General features: G+C 43.9%; 10 protein-coding genes. 8 read left to right on the top strand and 2 right to left on the bottom strand.

The features are described from left to right. Positions 1–2 precede the first annotated feature (2 nt). The 5 genes from MHH52_RS19465 (at position 3) to mglC (ending at position 7050) form a co-directional block, all read left to right on the top strand. Complete coding sequence (locus MHH52_RS19465) at positions 3–1832, top strand: sensor histidine kinase (protein WP_340004104.1); 1830 nt, start codon at positions 3–5, stop codon at positions 1830–1832. After that, a complete protein-coding gene (locus tag MHH52_RS19460; protein WP_340004103.1) occupies positions 1829–2851 on the top strand; it encodes a substrate-binding domain-containing protein in 1023 nt (340 codons plus the stop codon). Before MHH52_RS19465 ends, MHH52_RS19460 begins: the two co-directional genes overlap by 4 nt. Positions 2852–3210: 359 nt before the next feature. Then, a complete protein-coding gene (locus tag MHH52_RS19455) occupies positions 3211–4293 on the top strand; it encodes a galactose ABC transporter substrate-binding protein (protein WP_340004102.1) in 1083 nt (360 codons plus the stop codon). A gap of 144 nt (positions 4294–4437) precedes the next feature. Next, positions 4438–5949, top strand: coding sequence for a sugar ABC transporter ATP-binding protein (locus MHH52_RS19450; protein ID WP_313642065.1), 1512 nt, complete (start codon positions 4438–4440; stop codon positions 5947–5949). Positions 5950–6042: 93 nt separating this feature from the next. Then, complete coding sequence (gene mglC / locus MHH52_RS19445) at positions 6043–7050, top strand: galactose/methyl galactoside ABC transporter permease MglC (RefSeq protein WP_313642064.1); 1008 nt, start codon at positions 6043–6045, stop codon at positions 7048–7050. 1021 nt (positions 7051–8071) lie between these two features. Here mglC and MHH52_RS19440 read toward each other — a convergent pair. Both MHH52_RS19440 and MHH52_RS19435 read right to left on the bottom strand, forming a co-directional pair. Further along, entirely contained in the window at positions 8072–9292 is a 1221-nt protein-coding gene (locus MHH52_RS19440; RefSeq protein ID WP_340004101.1) for an IS4 family transposase, read from the bottom strand. A 217-nt stretch (positions 9293–9509) separates the two neighbouring features. Next, the gene (locus tag MHH52_RS19435) at positions 9510–9725 is read right to left on the bottom strand and encodes a hypothetical protein (protein ID WP_340004100.1); all 216 of its coding nucleotides are present in this window, start codon (positions 9723–9725) and stop codon (positions 9510–9512) included. Between the two features lie 942 nt (positions 9726–10667). Here MHH52_RS19435 and MHH52_RS19430 point away from each other — a divergent pair. The 3 genes from MHH52_RS19430 to MHH52_RS19420 all read left to right on the top strand — a co-directional run bounded on the left by MHH52_RS19430 (position 10668) and on the right by MHH52_RS19420 (position 14714). Then, a complete protein-coding gene (locus tag MHH52_RS19430; protein WP_340004099.1) occupies positions 10668–12632 on the top strand; it encodes a WG repeat-containing protein in 1965 nt (654 codons plus the stop codon). A 270-nt stretch (positions 12633–12902) separates the two neighbouring features. Beyond that, positions 12903–13628, top strand: a complete 726-nt coding sequence (locus MHH52_RS19425; RefSeq protein ID WP_340004098.1) for a CAP domain-containing protein — start codon at positions 12903–12905, stop codon at positions 13626–13628. Positions 13629–13877: 249 nt separating this feature from the next. After that, entirely contained in the window at positions 13878–14714 is an 837-nt protein-coding gene (locus MHH52_RS19420; protein ID WP_313641812.1) for a GDSL-type esterase/lipase family protein, read from the top strand. The last annotated feature ends 67 nt before the right edge of the window (positions 14715–14781 follow it).

The raw sequence follows: 14781 nt of genomic DNA, 5'->3' as shown, positions 1-14781 counted from the left end.
CCATGCGGCAGGAAAAGCCTTATTCCTTTCTACTGCGGCCGCAGCATCCAAAAGGGGGGAACCGTCGGTTGTCCTCCAAGCTGCGAAGCATTCAAGTGACGATTACGCTCACTTTTACATCCGTTGCAGTTCTTGTAGCTGTCGTTGTCAGCCTTATGCTGTATAACAAGTTTGCGAAGACAGCAGAAGAGAATGCGAATATGAATATGCAGCAGATTATTGAACAAGTGAACTACAATCTGGAGCTTTATGTTAAAGGAATGCGAAATATTTTTGAAACAGCAGAAGATCAAATTACGAATAGTCCCTCTGTGGACTCCGCTTTACTGATGGAAAGAATGGCTATGTTAATGGGCAGTAGAGAGGATCTGGTTTCTGCAGCGGTTTTTACACCACAGGGAAAATACGTAGTGGGTACAGCCGGACAGAAGCTGCGCAGCAACACACAGCTAGAAACTCAGAGTTGGTTTACTACAGCCAAAAGAACATCTGAGATCTCCTATTCAGCGCCCCATATTCAGAACTTGTTTAAAGGTCAATACATATGGGTCGTGTCTATCAGTAAACTAATTCAATATCAGGAAAAAGGAGAATTGAAAACGGGTATCCTGCTGATGGATTTTAACTTTCGTACTATAGATGAGTTGAGTAAGCAGGTTAAGCTTGGTAAAAGGGGATACGCTTACATCCTCGATCAATTAGGCAATATTGTGTATCATCCGCAGCAGCAACTTATTTATGCTGGCTTAAAGTATGAGAATGTGGAGCCGGTACTGGAATATGCTTATCGAAGCTATTTGGATGAGTCTACAGGTGAAAAACGTTTTATCACAGTGCGTACGCTAGAACAGACCGGATGGAAGATAGTAGGTGTTGCTTATTATGATGAGATCGTGACCACCAAACGCGATCTTAACACCTTTTTATCCTGGTTCTTAGCGGTAGTTATTTTATGTGTAATTATTGTATCTGTCTTCTTGTCCGCGCGAATTGCCCGCCCTATTCGAAAGCTGGAAAGGACACTTCAGCAGGTAGGAGAAGGAGATCTCAATACCCGAATTGATGTGAGTGGCGCGTATGAGGTAGAGCAGTTGTCCAAGCGGTTTAATCTCATGCTGCAACGTATCCGTCAATTGATGGATCAAATTATTTATGAACAAGAGACCAAACGTAAGGGTGAGCTTGAAGTGCTGCAATCCCAGATTAATCCACACTTCTTGTACAATACCTTGAACTCTGTGATCCGGCTCGCTGAACGTGGTAAGACTGAGGAGGTAGTCACAATGATTCAGTCCTTATCGAAGTTTTTCCGAATTAGTCTAAGCAAAGGGAATAATATGATTACCGTACAGGAAGAGCTAGATCATATTCGTCATTATCTCGTTATTCAGAGCTTCCGTTTCAAAAATAAGTTCCGCTATGAGATCGTTGCACAGGATGAAGTGCTGCAGTGTCAGACAATCAAGCTGATTTTGCAGCCGATTGTAGAGAATGCCTTGTATCACGGGATAGAAATGATGCCTGATGAAGGTTTTATCTCTATACATGCGGAACTGAAGGACGATCTTGTCATCATACGGATTAGTGATAATGGACTAGGTATGTCTAAGGAGACTATGAAGGTTATTTTAACAGGTGGCAGTAAGAGTATGAATGGTTCCGGGGTAGGCGTAAGAAATGTGAACGAGCGTATAGAGTTGTACTATGGCCGTGAGTATGGTCTTTCTTTTGAAAGTGAAATTGAAGAAGGCACTACGGTTACCCTTATCTTCCCGGCACTTGCAAAAGGCGAAGGCAATGAAGGGCTTAAGGAGGATGAGACATCGGCATGAGAAACGTTCGATTTTGGCTAACCTTGTTAATGTGTGCGGTGTTATGGACCACGGTTACCTCTTGTTTTAATTCAGCGCCCAATTACATCAATACAAATAAGACCCGTAATATTCATCTCATTGTGAAAATGAACAAGGGTGATTATTGGAATACGGTTAAATTGGGAGCTGAGGCTGCAGCGCAGGAATTCAACGTGAAATTAACCTTTAAAGCTCCGGACTCTGAGAGTGACATCACAGAACAAGTAAGAATGGTGCAGGACTCCATTAAAGAAAAAGCGGACGTGATTATTTTAGCTGCAAGTAGTTATATGGGGCTTGCACAGGTGGTAGATCAGGCGGCGTATTCCAAAATTCCTGTGATATCCGTAGATGCGGAAGTGGGTTCAGCAAGAGTAAGGACATATATTGGCTCGAACGGCTATGAGGCGGGTCAAAAATCTGCAGAAAGGCTTATCAAGCTGTTGAAAGGATACGGCGAGGTGGGCATTATTAACTTCACTAACTCAACTCAGAGTGAGAAACAGGAGTCTTCCAACGGAATTGAGTATGGTGCAAGAGATGCAGAGGAGCGGGAAAAGGGATTTTTAAATTACTCTGCCCGTTATCCAAATATACAGGTGGTTGAGATTTCATACACGACGTCCAGTATTAAGGATGCAGAAGATCTTACGCAACTGATGCTGCTGAAGCATCCGAATCTTCGAGGAATCGCGAGCTTGAATGAGACTGCTTCACAGGGGGCGGCAATGGCTATCCAAAGTCGGGGGCTGCAAAATATAAAAATGGTAGCCTTTGATAGCTCACCCTCCATGATGGAATTGCTGCAGGATGGAACTGTTCAAGCAACAGTCATCCAAAATCCTTTTAGCAACGGGTATTTGGCTGTAAAACATGCTGTTGAAGTGATCGAAGGAATCGATGTTCCAGAACGCGTCGATACAGGAACAAAACTAATTGATTTGGACAATATGTTATGGCCTGAGAATCAAAAGCTGTTATTTCCGTTTGTTAGATAGGAGCTGATTTGAAATATTAGTAAGTATAATTTTTTCACCTATACTTTATGTCTAATATTTCTCGCATAAACGCTTACCGTCCTTATAAGGACGCCGAAGGCGTTTATGCTTAAGCTTATAAATTTCGTGAAACGGATACCATCCTTGAAATGGGGCGGTATTCGTTTTTTTAGAATATAAGAAATTATAAATTTTAAATGAAAATCATCCTTATATTTCTTCTTGGGTTCATTAGAATTTTTATAAGAATGAGTAGGATTTTATATTCGCAACCGTTTTCAGGTGAGGCATAATATAGATGTACCCGAAACGATCAGGGGCAAACAAAAAAAGAAGTATAAACAGGAGGTCAATGAATAATGAAAAAAATCACTTCCGTTCTATTAGCTAGTGCTTTGCTGGGTGCTGCTCTGACAGGCTGTGGTGGCAACAACAATACTACAAATAGTGCTGCAGACAACGGTAAAGCAACTAACGCTCCAAAGACTGAGAACTCGGGCACTACAACCGAAACACCTAAAGTTGGGGTCGCTATTTACAAATTTGACGATACTTTTATGACAGGTGTTCGTAACGCTATCGATAGTGCCGCTAAAGGCATCGCTACAGTAGATATCGTAGATAGCCAAAATTCACAACCCACACAAAATGACAAGGTTGACTTATTCATCACTAAAAAATATAACGGGATGCTGATTAACCCAGTTGACCGTACAGCTGCTGGCGTCATTATCGAAAAAGCAAAAACAGCAAACATTCCAGTGGTATTCCTTAACCGCGAACCGCTTCCTGAAGATATGAAGAAATGGGATAAAGTTTATTATGTAGGTGCTAAAGCAGAAGAATCCGGTACAATGTCCGGTCAACTGATTGTTGACTACTGGAAAGCACATCCTGAAGCGGATAAGAACGGCGACGGTGTTCTCCAATATGTAATGCTGAAAGGTGAACCAGGTCACCAAGATGCTGAGCTTCGTACTACTTACTCTATCCAAGCTATCGAAGATGCAGGAATCAAGGTAGAGAAACTGGCTGAAGATACAGCAATGTGGGATCGCGTAAAAGGACAAGAAAAAATGGCTGCATTCCTTGGCTCCCACGGCGACAAAATTGAAGCTGTTCTTGCTAACAACGATGATATGGCCCTCGGTGCAATTGAAGCTCTGAAAGCTTCAGGCTACTTCACAGGTGACAAATTCATGCCTGTAGTAGGTGTGGATGCAACTGCCCCTGCGATTCAAGCGCTGGAAGATGGAACGATGCTCGGTACGGTGCTGAATGATGCGAATAACCAAGGTAAAGCTGCTATCACAGTTGCTGCTCTGCTTGCTAAAGGCGAAACGCCTACGAAAGACAATGTAGGTTTTGATATCACTGACAATCAATACGTATGGATTTCCTACAAAAAGATTACGAAAGACAACATAGCTGACGCTAAGTAATTACCCTCGGCTACAGAGTTATTCAGATCATATGACAGTACGGGGAGCGGATAACCGCTCCTCGGTATTTCTTTTAGGCAGGGAACAGGATGGAACCGCTGTGCCTCTCATAAAAAAGAAAAAAAGCGTAGGGGGCGTAACACCATGGAAAAAGCTGAGTTTTTGCTGGAAATGAACAACATTACTAAAGAATTCCCCGGCGTCAAAGCGCTGGATGATGTTAGTTTAAAGGTCAGACCAGGTTCGGTTCATGCACTTATGGGCGAGAATGGTGCAGGTAAGTCCACACTCATGAAATGTCTTTTTGGTATTTATTCACCGGATGCCGGTGAGATCTTTTTGGATGGTGAGAAAGCTTCTATCAGCAGTTCAAATGATGCGTTAAAAAGCGGTATCTCTATGATTCACCAGGAGCTGCATCCCGTGCCGTTCCGAAGTGTGATGGAGAATATCTGGCTAGGTCGTTTTCCAACCAAGGGAATCGGACCGATTCAGTTTATCGATCATAAGAAGATGTATACTGACACGGAAAATTTGTTTAAAGATCTGGATATCGATCTGAATCCCGAAACTTTAGTAGGTAAGCTGTCCGTATCCAAAATCCAATCCATTGAAATTGCGAAGGCTGTCTCTTTTCACTCCCGAGTTATTGTAATGGATGAACCCACTTCTTCTCTAACCAGTGTGGAAGTGGAACATTTATTCCGGATCATACGGGATCTTAGAAGTAGAGGCGTAGCTATTATCTATATATCTCACAAAATGGAAGAGATTCTTGAAATCTCTGACGAAGTTACCATTATGCGTGATGGTAAAAAAATAGGCACCTGGCCAGCAGCGGAATTAACTACAGATCTTATCATTTCCAAAATGGTGGGTCGCGATTTAACCAACCGATTCCCAGAACGCTTTAACGTACCCGGCGAAGTATACATGAAGGTGGAAGGGTTAACTTCCCCGGAGGAAAGATCTTTTAAAGATGTTTCTTTTGAATTAAGACGAGGTGAGGTCCTGGGTATTGGTGGTCTGGTAGGTGCCCAGAGAACTGAGGTTATTGAGGCGTTGTTCGGTCTGCGAGCTTTGAAATCCGGGACGATTTCTATTAAAGGCAAGAAGGTTAATATTAATTCTCCGAAGGATGCTAAGAAACACGGAATGGCTCTGCTTACCGAAGAGCGTCGTGTAACAGGCATATTTCCAGTCTTGTCTGTTCATGAGAATGGTGCAATCGCTAATCTACATCGTTACCAGAAACTTCTCCTTTTACTAGATGGAAAAAAGAAAAAAGTAGAAGTCGATAAAATGATTGAAAAATTACGTACAAAAACACCTACAACGAAAACGTTAATCATGAATCTTTCTGGTGGTAATCAGCAAAAGGTACTACTTGCCAGATGGCTGCTTACTGAGCCCGAAATCCTGCTTCTGGACGAGCCGACTCGCGGGATCGATGTAGGAGCTAAATTCGAGATTTACTCCATTATTGCCGACTTGGCCCAGCAAGGAAAGAGCATCATTATGATCTCCTCTGAAATGCCGGAGCTGCTCGGAATGTCAGACCGCGTAATGGTCATGTCGGAAGGTAGACTTACCGGTATATTAGAAGGCGAGCAAGCTACGGAAACCGAAGTTATGCGTCTCGCTGCACAGCATTAGGATAGGATTACAATGATAGTTTTGCTAGGCGAAACTAGATTTGGTTTACGAAGAGAGTTACTCTTCGCGTAACTTTAAGGAGGAACACTACTAATGAACGCTAAAAGAACTCAAACTTTTATTACTCAAAATGCTATTTATATTGTATTGGTACTTCTGATTATGGGTATCGCCTTATACGAACCAGCTTTTATCTCTGTAAATACTTTAAGAGACATTATGATCCAATCATCCACACGGATTATTATCGCGCTTGGCGTTGCCTTTATTCTTATTACGGCAGGTACTGACTTGTCCGCTGGACGGGTGGTGGGTTTTACAGCAGTTATTTCCGCTTCCATGCTGCAAATCCCGGACTATTCCCGTCGCTTTTTTCCAGATCTGCCGCAAGTGGAAGTATGGCTTCCGATTCTTATTGCTATCATTGCGGGTCTCCTCTGTGGACTCGTAAACGGTATTATTGTTTCCAAACTTAACGTTCCGCCGTTTATCGCCACACTGGGCACGATGGTTATCGTTTACGGCTTAAACTCCTTGTACTTCGATATGGACCCTAACCAATCCCAGCCGATTGGCGGTCTTCGTAAGGATTTCACCAATATTGGTTCTGGATTTATCGGCAGTGGCCAATATTCAATCCCGTATATAGTTCTGATAGCCTTGGGCGTCGCCGCCATTGTGTGGGTGATATTCAATAAAACCAAGCTAGGTAAGAACATGTACGCTATTGGCGGAAATATGCAGGCAGCTAAAGTTTCCGGTATCGATGTTTCCAAGAACTTGATTTATATCTATGCCATTGCTGGAGCTCTTTATGGTCTGGCAGGCGTTCTGGAAGCTGCTAGAACAGGTGGAGCAACAAATAACTACGGTAACATGTATGAGCTTGATGCCATTGCAGCTTGTGTAGTAGGCGGTGTATCCACAACGGGTGGTATCGGTACTGTGCCGGGCGTTCTTGTGGGGGTTATCATCTTTACCCTTATTAACTACGGTCTGACCTTTATCGGCATCAGCCCGTACTATCAATTGATTATCAAAGGTTTGATTATTATAGCCGCAGTCGCATTTGATATGCGGAAGTACTCTTCGAAGAAGTAGCAGCGTGGTGATTAGGGAGTAACGTTATAGAGACGTAGTGATTAAAGCGTGGTGATTAGGGCCTAACTGCGGGGGAATATTGGGCTTACGATCGCTGTTGTTCTCAGATTCCTGAATGATACCGCGTTTGCGGCTTTACATCTGAGAACAAAGAAGACCACTTCGTTTCTACAGCTCCAAATTTCCCTCCATTACCCATATCACCTCGCTGGGGTAGGGCAGAAAAAGCGTTTGCTATTATCGCAAACGCTTTTTGGCATGTCTGTTTCGATTGCTTGGCTCCGAAATGGGAATAGTAAATAACCAAATTAGTAAGTGCTCCTTCTGACCCTAAAGAACTTATGAAGAAAATCGACTTTGTAATAATAGACTAAACACCAACCAACACCTGGCACAACTAACACCGTCACAACTAACACCGCTACAACCAACACTGCTACAAGGAACACCGCGCGAACACCATCGACTACTGCCACTGGCACCCCCAATCCGACTTAGCACGGCTAAGACCAAGCTATAATACATGCCAACATTTCCACTCGTTACTGTTTGAAGTATGTGGTAAATCAACGGTATAAATCCCGCAGAAATGGCTGAAATGAGTTTCAAATGGTAAATGAACGGTATAAATCCCGCAGAAATGACTGAAATGAGTTACAAATGGTAAATGAACGGTATAAATCCCGTAGAAATGACTGAAATGAGTTACAAATGGTAAATGAACGGTATAAATCCCGTAGAATTAGCTGAAATGAGCTACAAATGGTAAAAGTACGGTATAATTGTGACGAAAGAATAAAGAAAGAAGGGCAAAGATGCCCCAGATTTAGCCGAAACGAGCCATAGTGGAAGGATAAGAGGCATAAATGCCACTAGCCTTGCAAAAAAGCTGACATCAGCGCGTCAAAATAAATAAGGGATATTTTTACAGTTATCTTTTATCGAAGAAGAGAAAAAACAGTAACGGTCAAATACACATAGACAAATCACCATTTTTTTCAAATATATACTTCAATTGTATTTAGATCTGTTCAAGTATCTTTTTCAGCGCTTTTTTCTTGATGGGATGAATACGAGGCCGCCCACTCTTTTTCTTCTTTTGACGTCCTTTCGAACTTCGGGTGGGTTGCCTGCTTAAAGCCACAAGAAATTTTTCCCAGCTCTCCATCACGTAAATGCGAACTAACTTTAGCACTTCCCATGTACTTTTTGTTGTTTTCGTTTGCAACTTTACTAGGATGCATAGGCCGTAGGCCAAAAGTGTCATGTAGATTTGGTTCCATACAGCATCGGGTTTGTAACTGTATAACTTAGCTAGATGAAGGTGCTGCTTCATCCATTTGAAGAAAAGCTCGATCATCCAGCGATCTCGGTACAAGTTTGCGATTTCTCGTGCCGAGATCTCCCACCTTGTTGTAACCACGCGATAGAGTCGGCCTTTATCATCTTTGAATTCAACCAATCGCAGTGTTACTTTTTGATCAGGCTCCTTAGGAACCACCATTTCGACATCGGCGTCTCGTAAAAGACCGTAGTCTTCTTCTAGAATAGGCCGTTCATGGATAACTTTCGTCTTGCTATTTGTCTGTATTCGCGCAACAAAACGAATTTCTGCTTCTGCCCATTTCTTGAAAAAAGCATAGTTAATGTATCCACGATCCATCACATAGGTTGTGTTTTTATCTGTGAGAAGTTCGATCGTCACTTCCGAGTCAGCTACAGCTCCCGTCGATAAAATAACTTTGCTTGGATAAGCCATATCCGGAAAATCTGCGCAGAGGTAGGTATGCATTTTTACGCTATTTTGCTTTTTACTGCAGTAGGCCCACTGACCGTGAAAGTTAGGTAAAGAGATGGTGGTGGAGTCGATGATCGTTAGCTTTTTTAAATCTCGCACTTGTACATGGGATGATTCTCGCAAAGTCTGTGCAATACGTCGATTGATTTCTTGAAAAGCGTACTGAAGCAGAAACGTAGGTAATTCGTTCAATTTACGTGAGAAACGGGAGGCGCTAATTGATGTTGTTCCTACTAGAGCCTGCAAATTTTCATTAGAACGTAAATGCTCTTCTATGGCAATAGGCTCTTCACGCCGAGCTAATTGAGCTTCGATGAAAAGAAAAATTGCGCCGCGAACGGTAAGCTTTTGAGCCCGATAATCTAAGATGTCACAGAGTGTTTCTGGTAAATCTAACAATTGAAGACATTGACTAATAACGGTTTGGTCTGGTACGATACCCATGCGAATTCTCCTTTTGATGAGGAAATGGGTAACCTGCCTATTCCTTAACATTAGGGGATTTTTTTATGGACTACCAGAGAAAAGAGACCATTATATTCATAATATGGTAATTATTTTATCCATTTTTCTCATGTCAGGTTTGATGCAAGGCTAGTGCAAAAATGCCTCAGAATTGGCCAGAACGAGCTTCAAATGGAGAAAGAAGGGCATTTATGCCTTAGAATCCGCCGAAATGAGCTACAAAGTGAGCTTGTGAAGATGGATCACGCTGATAGCGGCGGAGAGAATGGAATGATTGCGTACAAGCGGTAGCGTTCGCCTTTGTCTCCGTATTTAAACCGCGCCTGCGGTACAAATCAAGAAATTTAGAGACAACAGTGATGGGATCAACGTCACGTTCGCGGAGCGACCACCCAGCACAACCCACTATCATCTATCGTACTCCCATGCTCACTCAGCACCTCCCATCATACCTAATCGCGCCCGATCCGCCTCGACGCCTGATCGCCTCGACGCCTGATCGCCTCGACGCCTGATCGCCTCGACGCCTGATCGCCTCGACGCCTGATCGCCTCGACGCCTGATCGCCTCGACGCCTGATCGCCTCGACGCCTGATCGCCTCGACGCCTGATCGCCTCGACGCCTGATCGCCTCGACGCCTGATCGCCTCGACGCCTGATCGCCTCGACGCCTGATCGCCTCGACGCCTGATCGCCTCGACGCCTGATCGCCTCGACGCCTGATCGCCTCGACGCCTGATCGCCTCGACGCCTGATCGCCTCGACGCCTGATCGCCTCGACGCCTGATCGCCTCGACGCCTGATCGCCTCGACGCCTGATCGCCTCGACGCCTGATCGCCTCGACGCCTGATCGCCTCGACGCCTGATCGCCTCGACGCCTGATCGCCTCGACGCCTGATCGCCTCGACGCCTGATCGCCTCGACGCCTGATCGCCTCGACGCCTGATCGCCTCGACGCCTGATCGCCTCGACGCCTGATCGCCTCGACGCCTGATCGCCTCGACGCCTGATCGCCTCGACGCCTGATCGCCTCGACGCCTGATCGCCTCGACGCCTGATCGCCTCGACGCCTGATCGCCTCGACGCCTGATCGCCTCGACGCCTGATCGCCTCGACGCCTGATCGCCTCGACGCCTGATCGCCTCGACGCCTGATCGCCTCGACGCCTGATCGCCTCGACGCCTGATCGCCTCGACGCCTAATTCGCCCCTCCGCCCTCACCGCCTTGCCGCTAGCTTGCCCCGTCACCAGCCCCACCACCCTCTCATCACATCCTCAAAGATCAAAAAGCACATAAACCAACGTTCTCCCATATTCTATAGGCAAATGCCTTTGTTAAAGGGGAGCGACTGGATGTTAAGGATTAGGTTGAATGAGCTGGGGAAAGGGAATGACAATGGCTTGATACAAGCGGATGTATGGAGATGGGACGGCATTGGCTGGAACGAATATATTACTCAGCAAGATGAAGATTTCATACGCACAGAAGAGGAACTATTCGTTACTATCCCAGCAGAGGCGGGATTATATCGTGTAGACTACTCCAATAAACCTTATGAAACGCCGTATGTATTGCCGAAGTGGGTTGAGGATGAACTAAGGACTACTGGGCTACATCCGGCGCCTTTTAATCTTAGAGAGGGCACACTTTGGGGATATATTAATGACGAAGGCCGTGCTCAGATTGAACCTAGATACGAATATGCAGAGAATTTTCAGAAGAATGGGTTAGCAATTGTACAGCGAAAAAACAGTAGCGGACTGATTGACAGCTCTGGACGGGAACGGGTGAAGCCAATTTACTCGTTTATTGCCCCTTTTTCGGAAGGACGCGCAGTAGTATCTGATGCGAAGGGGTACACATTTATCGATGAAAAAGGTAAAGAAGTGACTCCAGCCCGTTATGATTATCTGAACTCATTGCATGAGGGACGCGCATTATTTTCGAAACAAAATACGACCGGCGGCGTGTCACTTTACGGATATGTAGATGCGCAAGGCAAAGAGGTACTGCCTGCAATTTATGAGGACGCCAATGATTTCATGAACGGTGTAGCTTTGGTCAAGATAAAGGAAGGAGAGTATGCGCTCATTGACCCTGAAGGGAACATTCTGCATACGTACAATCATCCATTCGTAGGAAATCCGGGTGATGGGCTGCTCTCCTATCAAGAGACTGCAAACGGTAAGTACGGCTATTTAAACACGGATGGGACGGTAGCTATCCAGCCGCAATTCACTTCTGCTTTACCTTTTTCGGAGGGGCGTGCGGTGGTGAATACTGCTGAGAATTATGGTAACGCTTATGGGCTGATTGATAAAAAAGGAAGAATGATCATTCCCGCAAAATATTATGAAGTACTTCAGCTTGGTGAAGGCAGAGTAGCCATAGGAACACCAGTGTACCCTAATCAGCCTTATCGTGGCTCACGCTACATTATCGCTGATGCAGAGACAGGAGCAATTCTGAGCAACCATACCCTGCTTGGTGTGAATAATTATCAGGACGGACTGGCGTCTGTGTATGATGCTAAGGAGACCTATTTTATAGATCGTACTGGAAAAAGAGCCGCTCAGCCTCCAGTCATTCAAGGGACTGGAACACTTACCCTTAGCGGCCGCCTAATTAGAGCAGATATAGATCAACGTACAGCTTATTATGATCGTCAAGGGAAGCAAATTTGGAGACAAAATGGAGTCATCCCATTGAGACCTCCGTATTCTGTAGTGGAGAAGAAATATAAACCTAACAGGGATTACCTGGTCTACTACCCGGTTGTTGAGGGGATTGCCAGTGCTGAGGTTTCGAGAGAGGTAAATGATAAACTTCGCAAGCTGTCACTCGCTGAAGATGCAGGTAGTGGCGGACCTTCGCAGGATTTCAGCTATAATGGTGATTTTTCAGTGTCCTTCTTCCGTAAAAATCTTTTAGTACTGGAGTTAACGGGTTACCGTTATCCTTTTGGAGCAGCCCACGGCATGCCTACCAAAATCTATACACATACTAATTTACGTAATGGAAGGTTTTATAACCTGGGTGATTTGTTCAAGCCAGGCAGTAGATATGTGGAGAAGCTAAGTAAAATCGTGGGTAAGCAGATTGAGAACGACCCCCAATATTCATATGTATTTCCAGATTCGTATAAAGGAATTACCTCGGATCAGCCTTTCTTTGTTGATAATGAAGCGTTATATCTTTATTTTGCACCTTATGAGATTGCTCCTTATTCTGCGGGTTTTCCTACTTTCCGTATTCCTTACGCAGAAATTATGGGGCTTATCTCTACTGAGGGAGAATTTTGGCAGTCGTTTCACTAGTTACCTGATATCCATAAGCATACAGAAGTTGCTGTTCTCTCGAGAATGGCGACTTTTTTTGTGCTTTTTTCATGATTTTTATCGAAAATATCGAATGCATTAAAGATTAGAGAACTTACAATCAAGACTATTAAATGTTAAAAATTAGAAGAGCACAGCTGATAGATTTATGCTACAATGACTGAGGAACAAATTACAACTTTGTAACATTTGTAGCTAGTCACTCTAAGCAGAAACGTATATTACACACAAGAAAGAGGAGATGGCAGAATGAAGAACAAGAGATTAAGAGCAATTATGGGTGGTAGTGTAGCGGCTGTTATGGCACTTAGTATTTCTCTTCCACTCGAAGCGAATGCAGCCTCAACAGAAGTAACAGTAGTTAAATCAGGTACTAGCTATGAGCAAGTTTTACAATATTTAAAACAAGCTAACCTACAGGGATTCCCTTGTTCGAATAGCACTATCGTGGTATCAAAGCCTCAAACAGGAACGGTTCCCAATAAAGATACTTCCACCGGAACTCCGGTAAAAAAGCCTGTAACAAAGCCTGTAACAAAGCCTGTAACAAAACCAGTAACTAAGCCTACTGATACTACAACAAATACAGGTGCTGTGACCAATAAAGGAACTTATGTTCAACAGATCGTAACGCTGGTAAATAAAGAACGTGCAGCAGCTGGTCTGAAGCCCGTTTCTGGATTGGACAGCCTTCATAAAGTAGCTGCTACAAAAGCTACAGATATGCGTTCTAATAACTATTTTTCACACACTTCACCTACGTATGGTTCACCATTTGATATGATGAAATCCTTTGGTATCACCTATAAAGCTGCAGGCGAGAACATCGCTATGGGTCAAAAAACGCCAGAGGAAGTAATGAAAGCATGGATGAATAGTCCTGGTCACCGCGCTAATATTTTGAATGCTAACTTCAATTATATCGGTGTAGGTTATGACAATAACTACTGGGTTCAGGAATTTATTGGTAAATAAGAAAAGTAACTGTTACTGAAATCAAACGTTCTCCGATGAAAATCGGGGAACGTTTTTTTGTGACGGAACATTAATCGCTAAATTTTTTCAGGAATTTTTGTATCCGAATCTGGGTCAAAAAAGCGGAGCAGCTGGATTAATTTCTATTTTAGACATTTGCAAAACCGGTATGGAAGATTTATGTTTATGTACATAGTTAAGATCTTTGTAAAATGTGGAACAATACATAATAGAACGGCACACGGAGGGATGGCTTTGAATGATTCGAAGTGGACATGGCGCACTGTCAGCCTGATTTCCATAGTAACAACAGTAATACTAATTGTAGGTTTAGTTTATGCGGTCAGTGACATCATCTATCCTGTTGGAGAAGCGTCAGTGAGTAACTTACCTCAGCAAACAGCCGCTCCAGTGACGGAGACTGCTAAAGTGCTCAAAGTAGTTGCTCTCGGAGATTCGCTCGCCAAGGGGACTGGAGATAACACAGGAGAAGGATTTGTTAAGCGTACGGTTAGTGGTTTATCCGCTAAAGGTGTCGAAGTTGATCTATTAGGTAATATGGGGATCAATGGTTTAACTACTGCAGGACTGCAAAGTAAGCTAGATGAAGATGGTGTGGATTACGCACTGCACTTGGCGAATGTCATTCTACTCTCGATCGGAGGGAATGATTTATTCAAGGACTCGAATATTTTGCAGAATAGCGGTGCGCTTCAGAGTGAATCAACAACCGATCAAGAGCTGACTCCGGAGTCTTTGCTAGCAGCACTTCCAGAAGCAGCAGGCAGATTGGGCAATATTCTGGAAAAGATCACGGAGATCAATCCGAACGCTCAAATTTATTATATGGGGCTATATAACCCTTTTGGAGATATTCCAGATCTACTCGTACCAGGTAATCAGGCGGTTGCGAAGTGGAATAATGCGGCAATGGATATTATTAACAAGCACAGCAATATGACTTTGGTTCCTACCTTTGACTTGTTTAACAGGCATTTGGACGAATACCTATCTACTGATCATTTTCATCCGAATGGCGATGGATATCAGCGAATCGGAGAACGATTCATTCAGGCTATACACTAGAATACAGGAGAGAACCAGTTTTCAAGCAAGATGATTCGTATTAAATGAAATATCCTTTGAGCAAGTA

It is taken from the genome of Paenibacillus sp. FSL K6-0276 (assembly GCF_037977235.1).
Lineage (GTDB): Bacteria > Bacillota > Bacilli > Paenibacillales > Paenibacillaceae > Paenibacillus_AQ.
The sequence above is the reverse complement of the archived record's forward strand: the minus strand, read 5'-3'. Positions and strand labels throughout refer to the sequence as shown.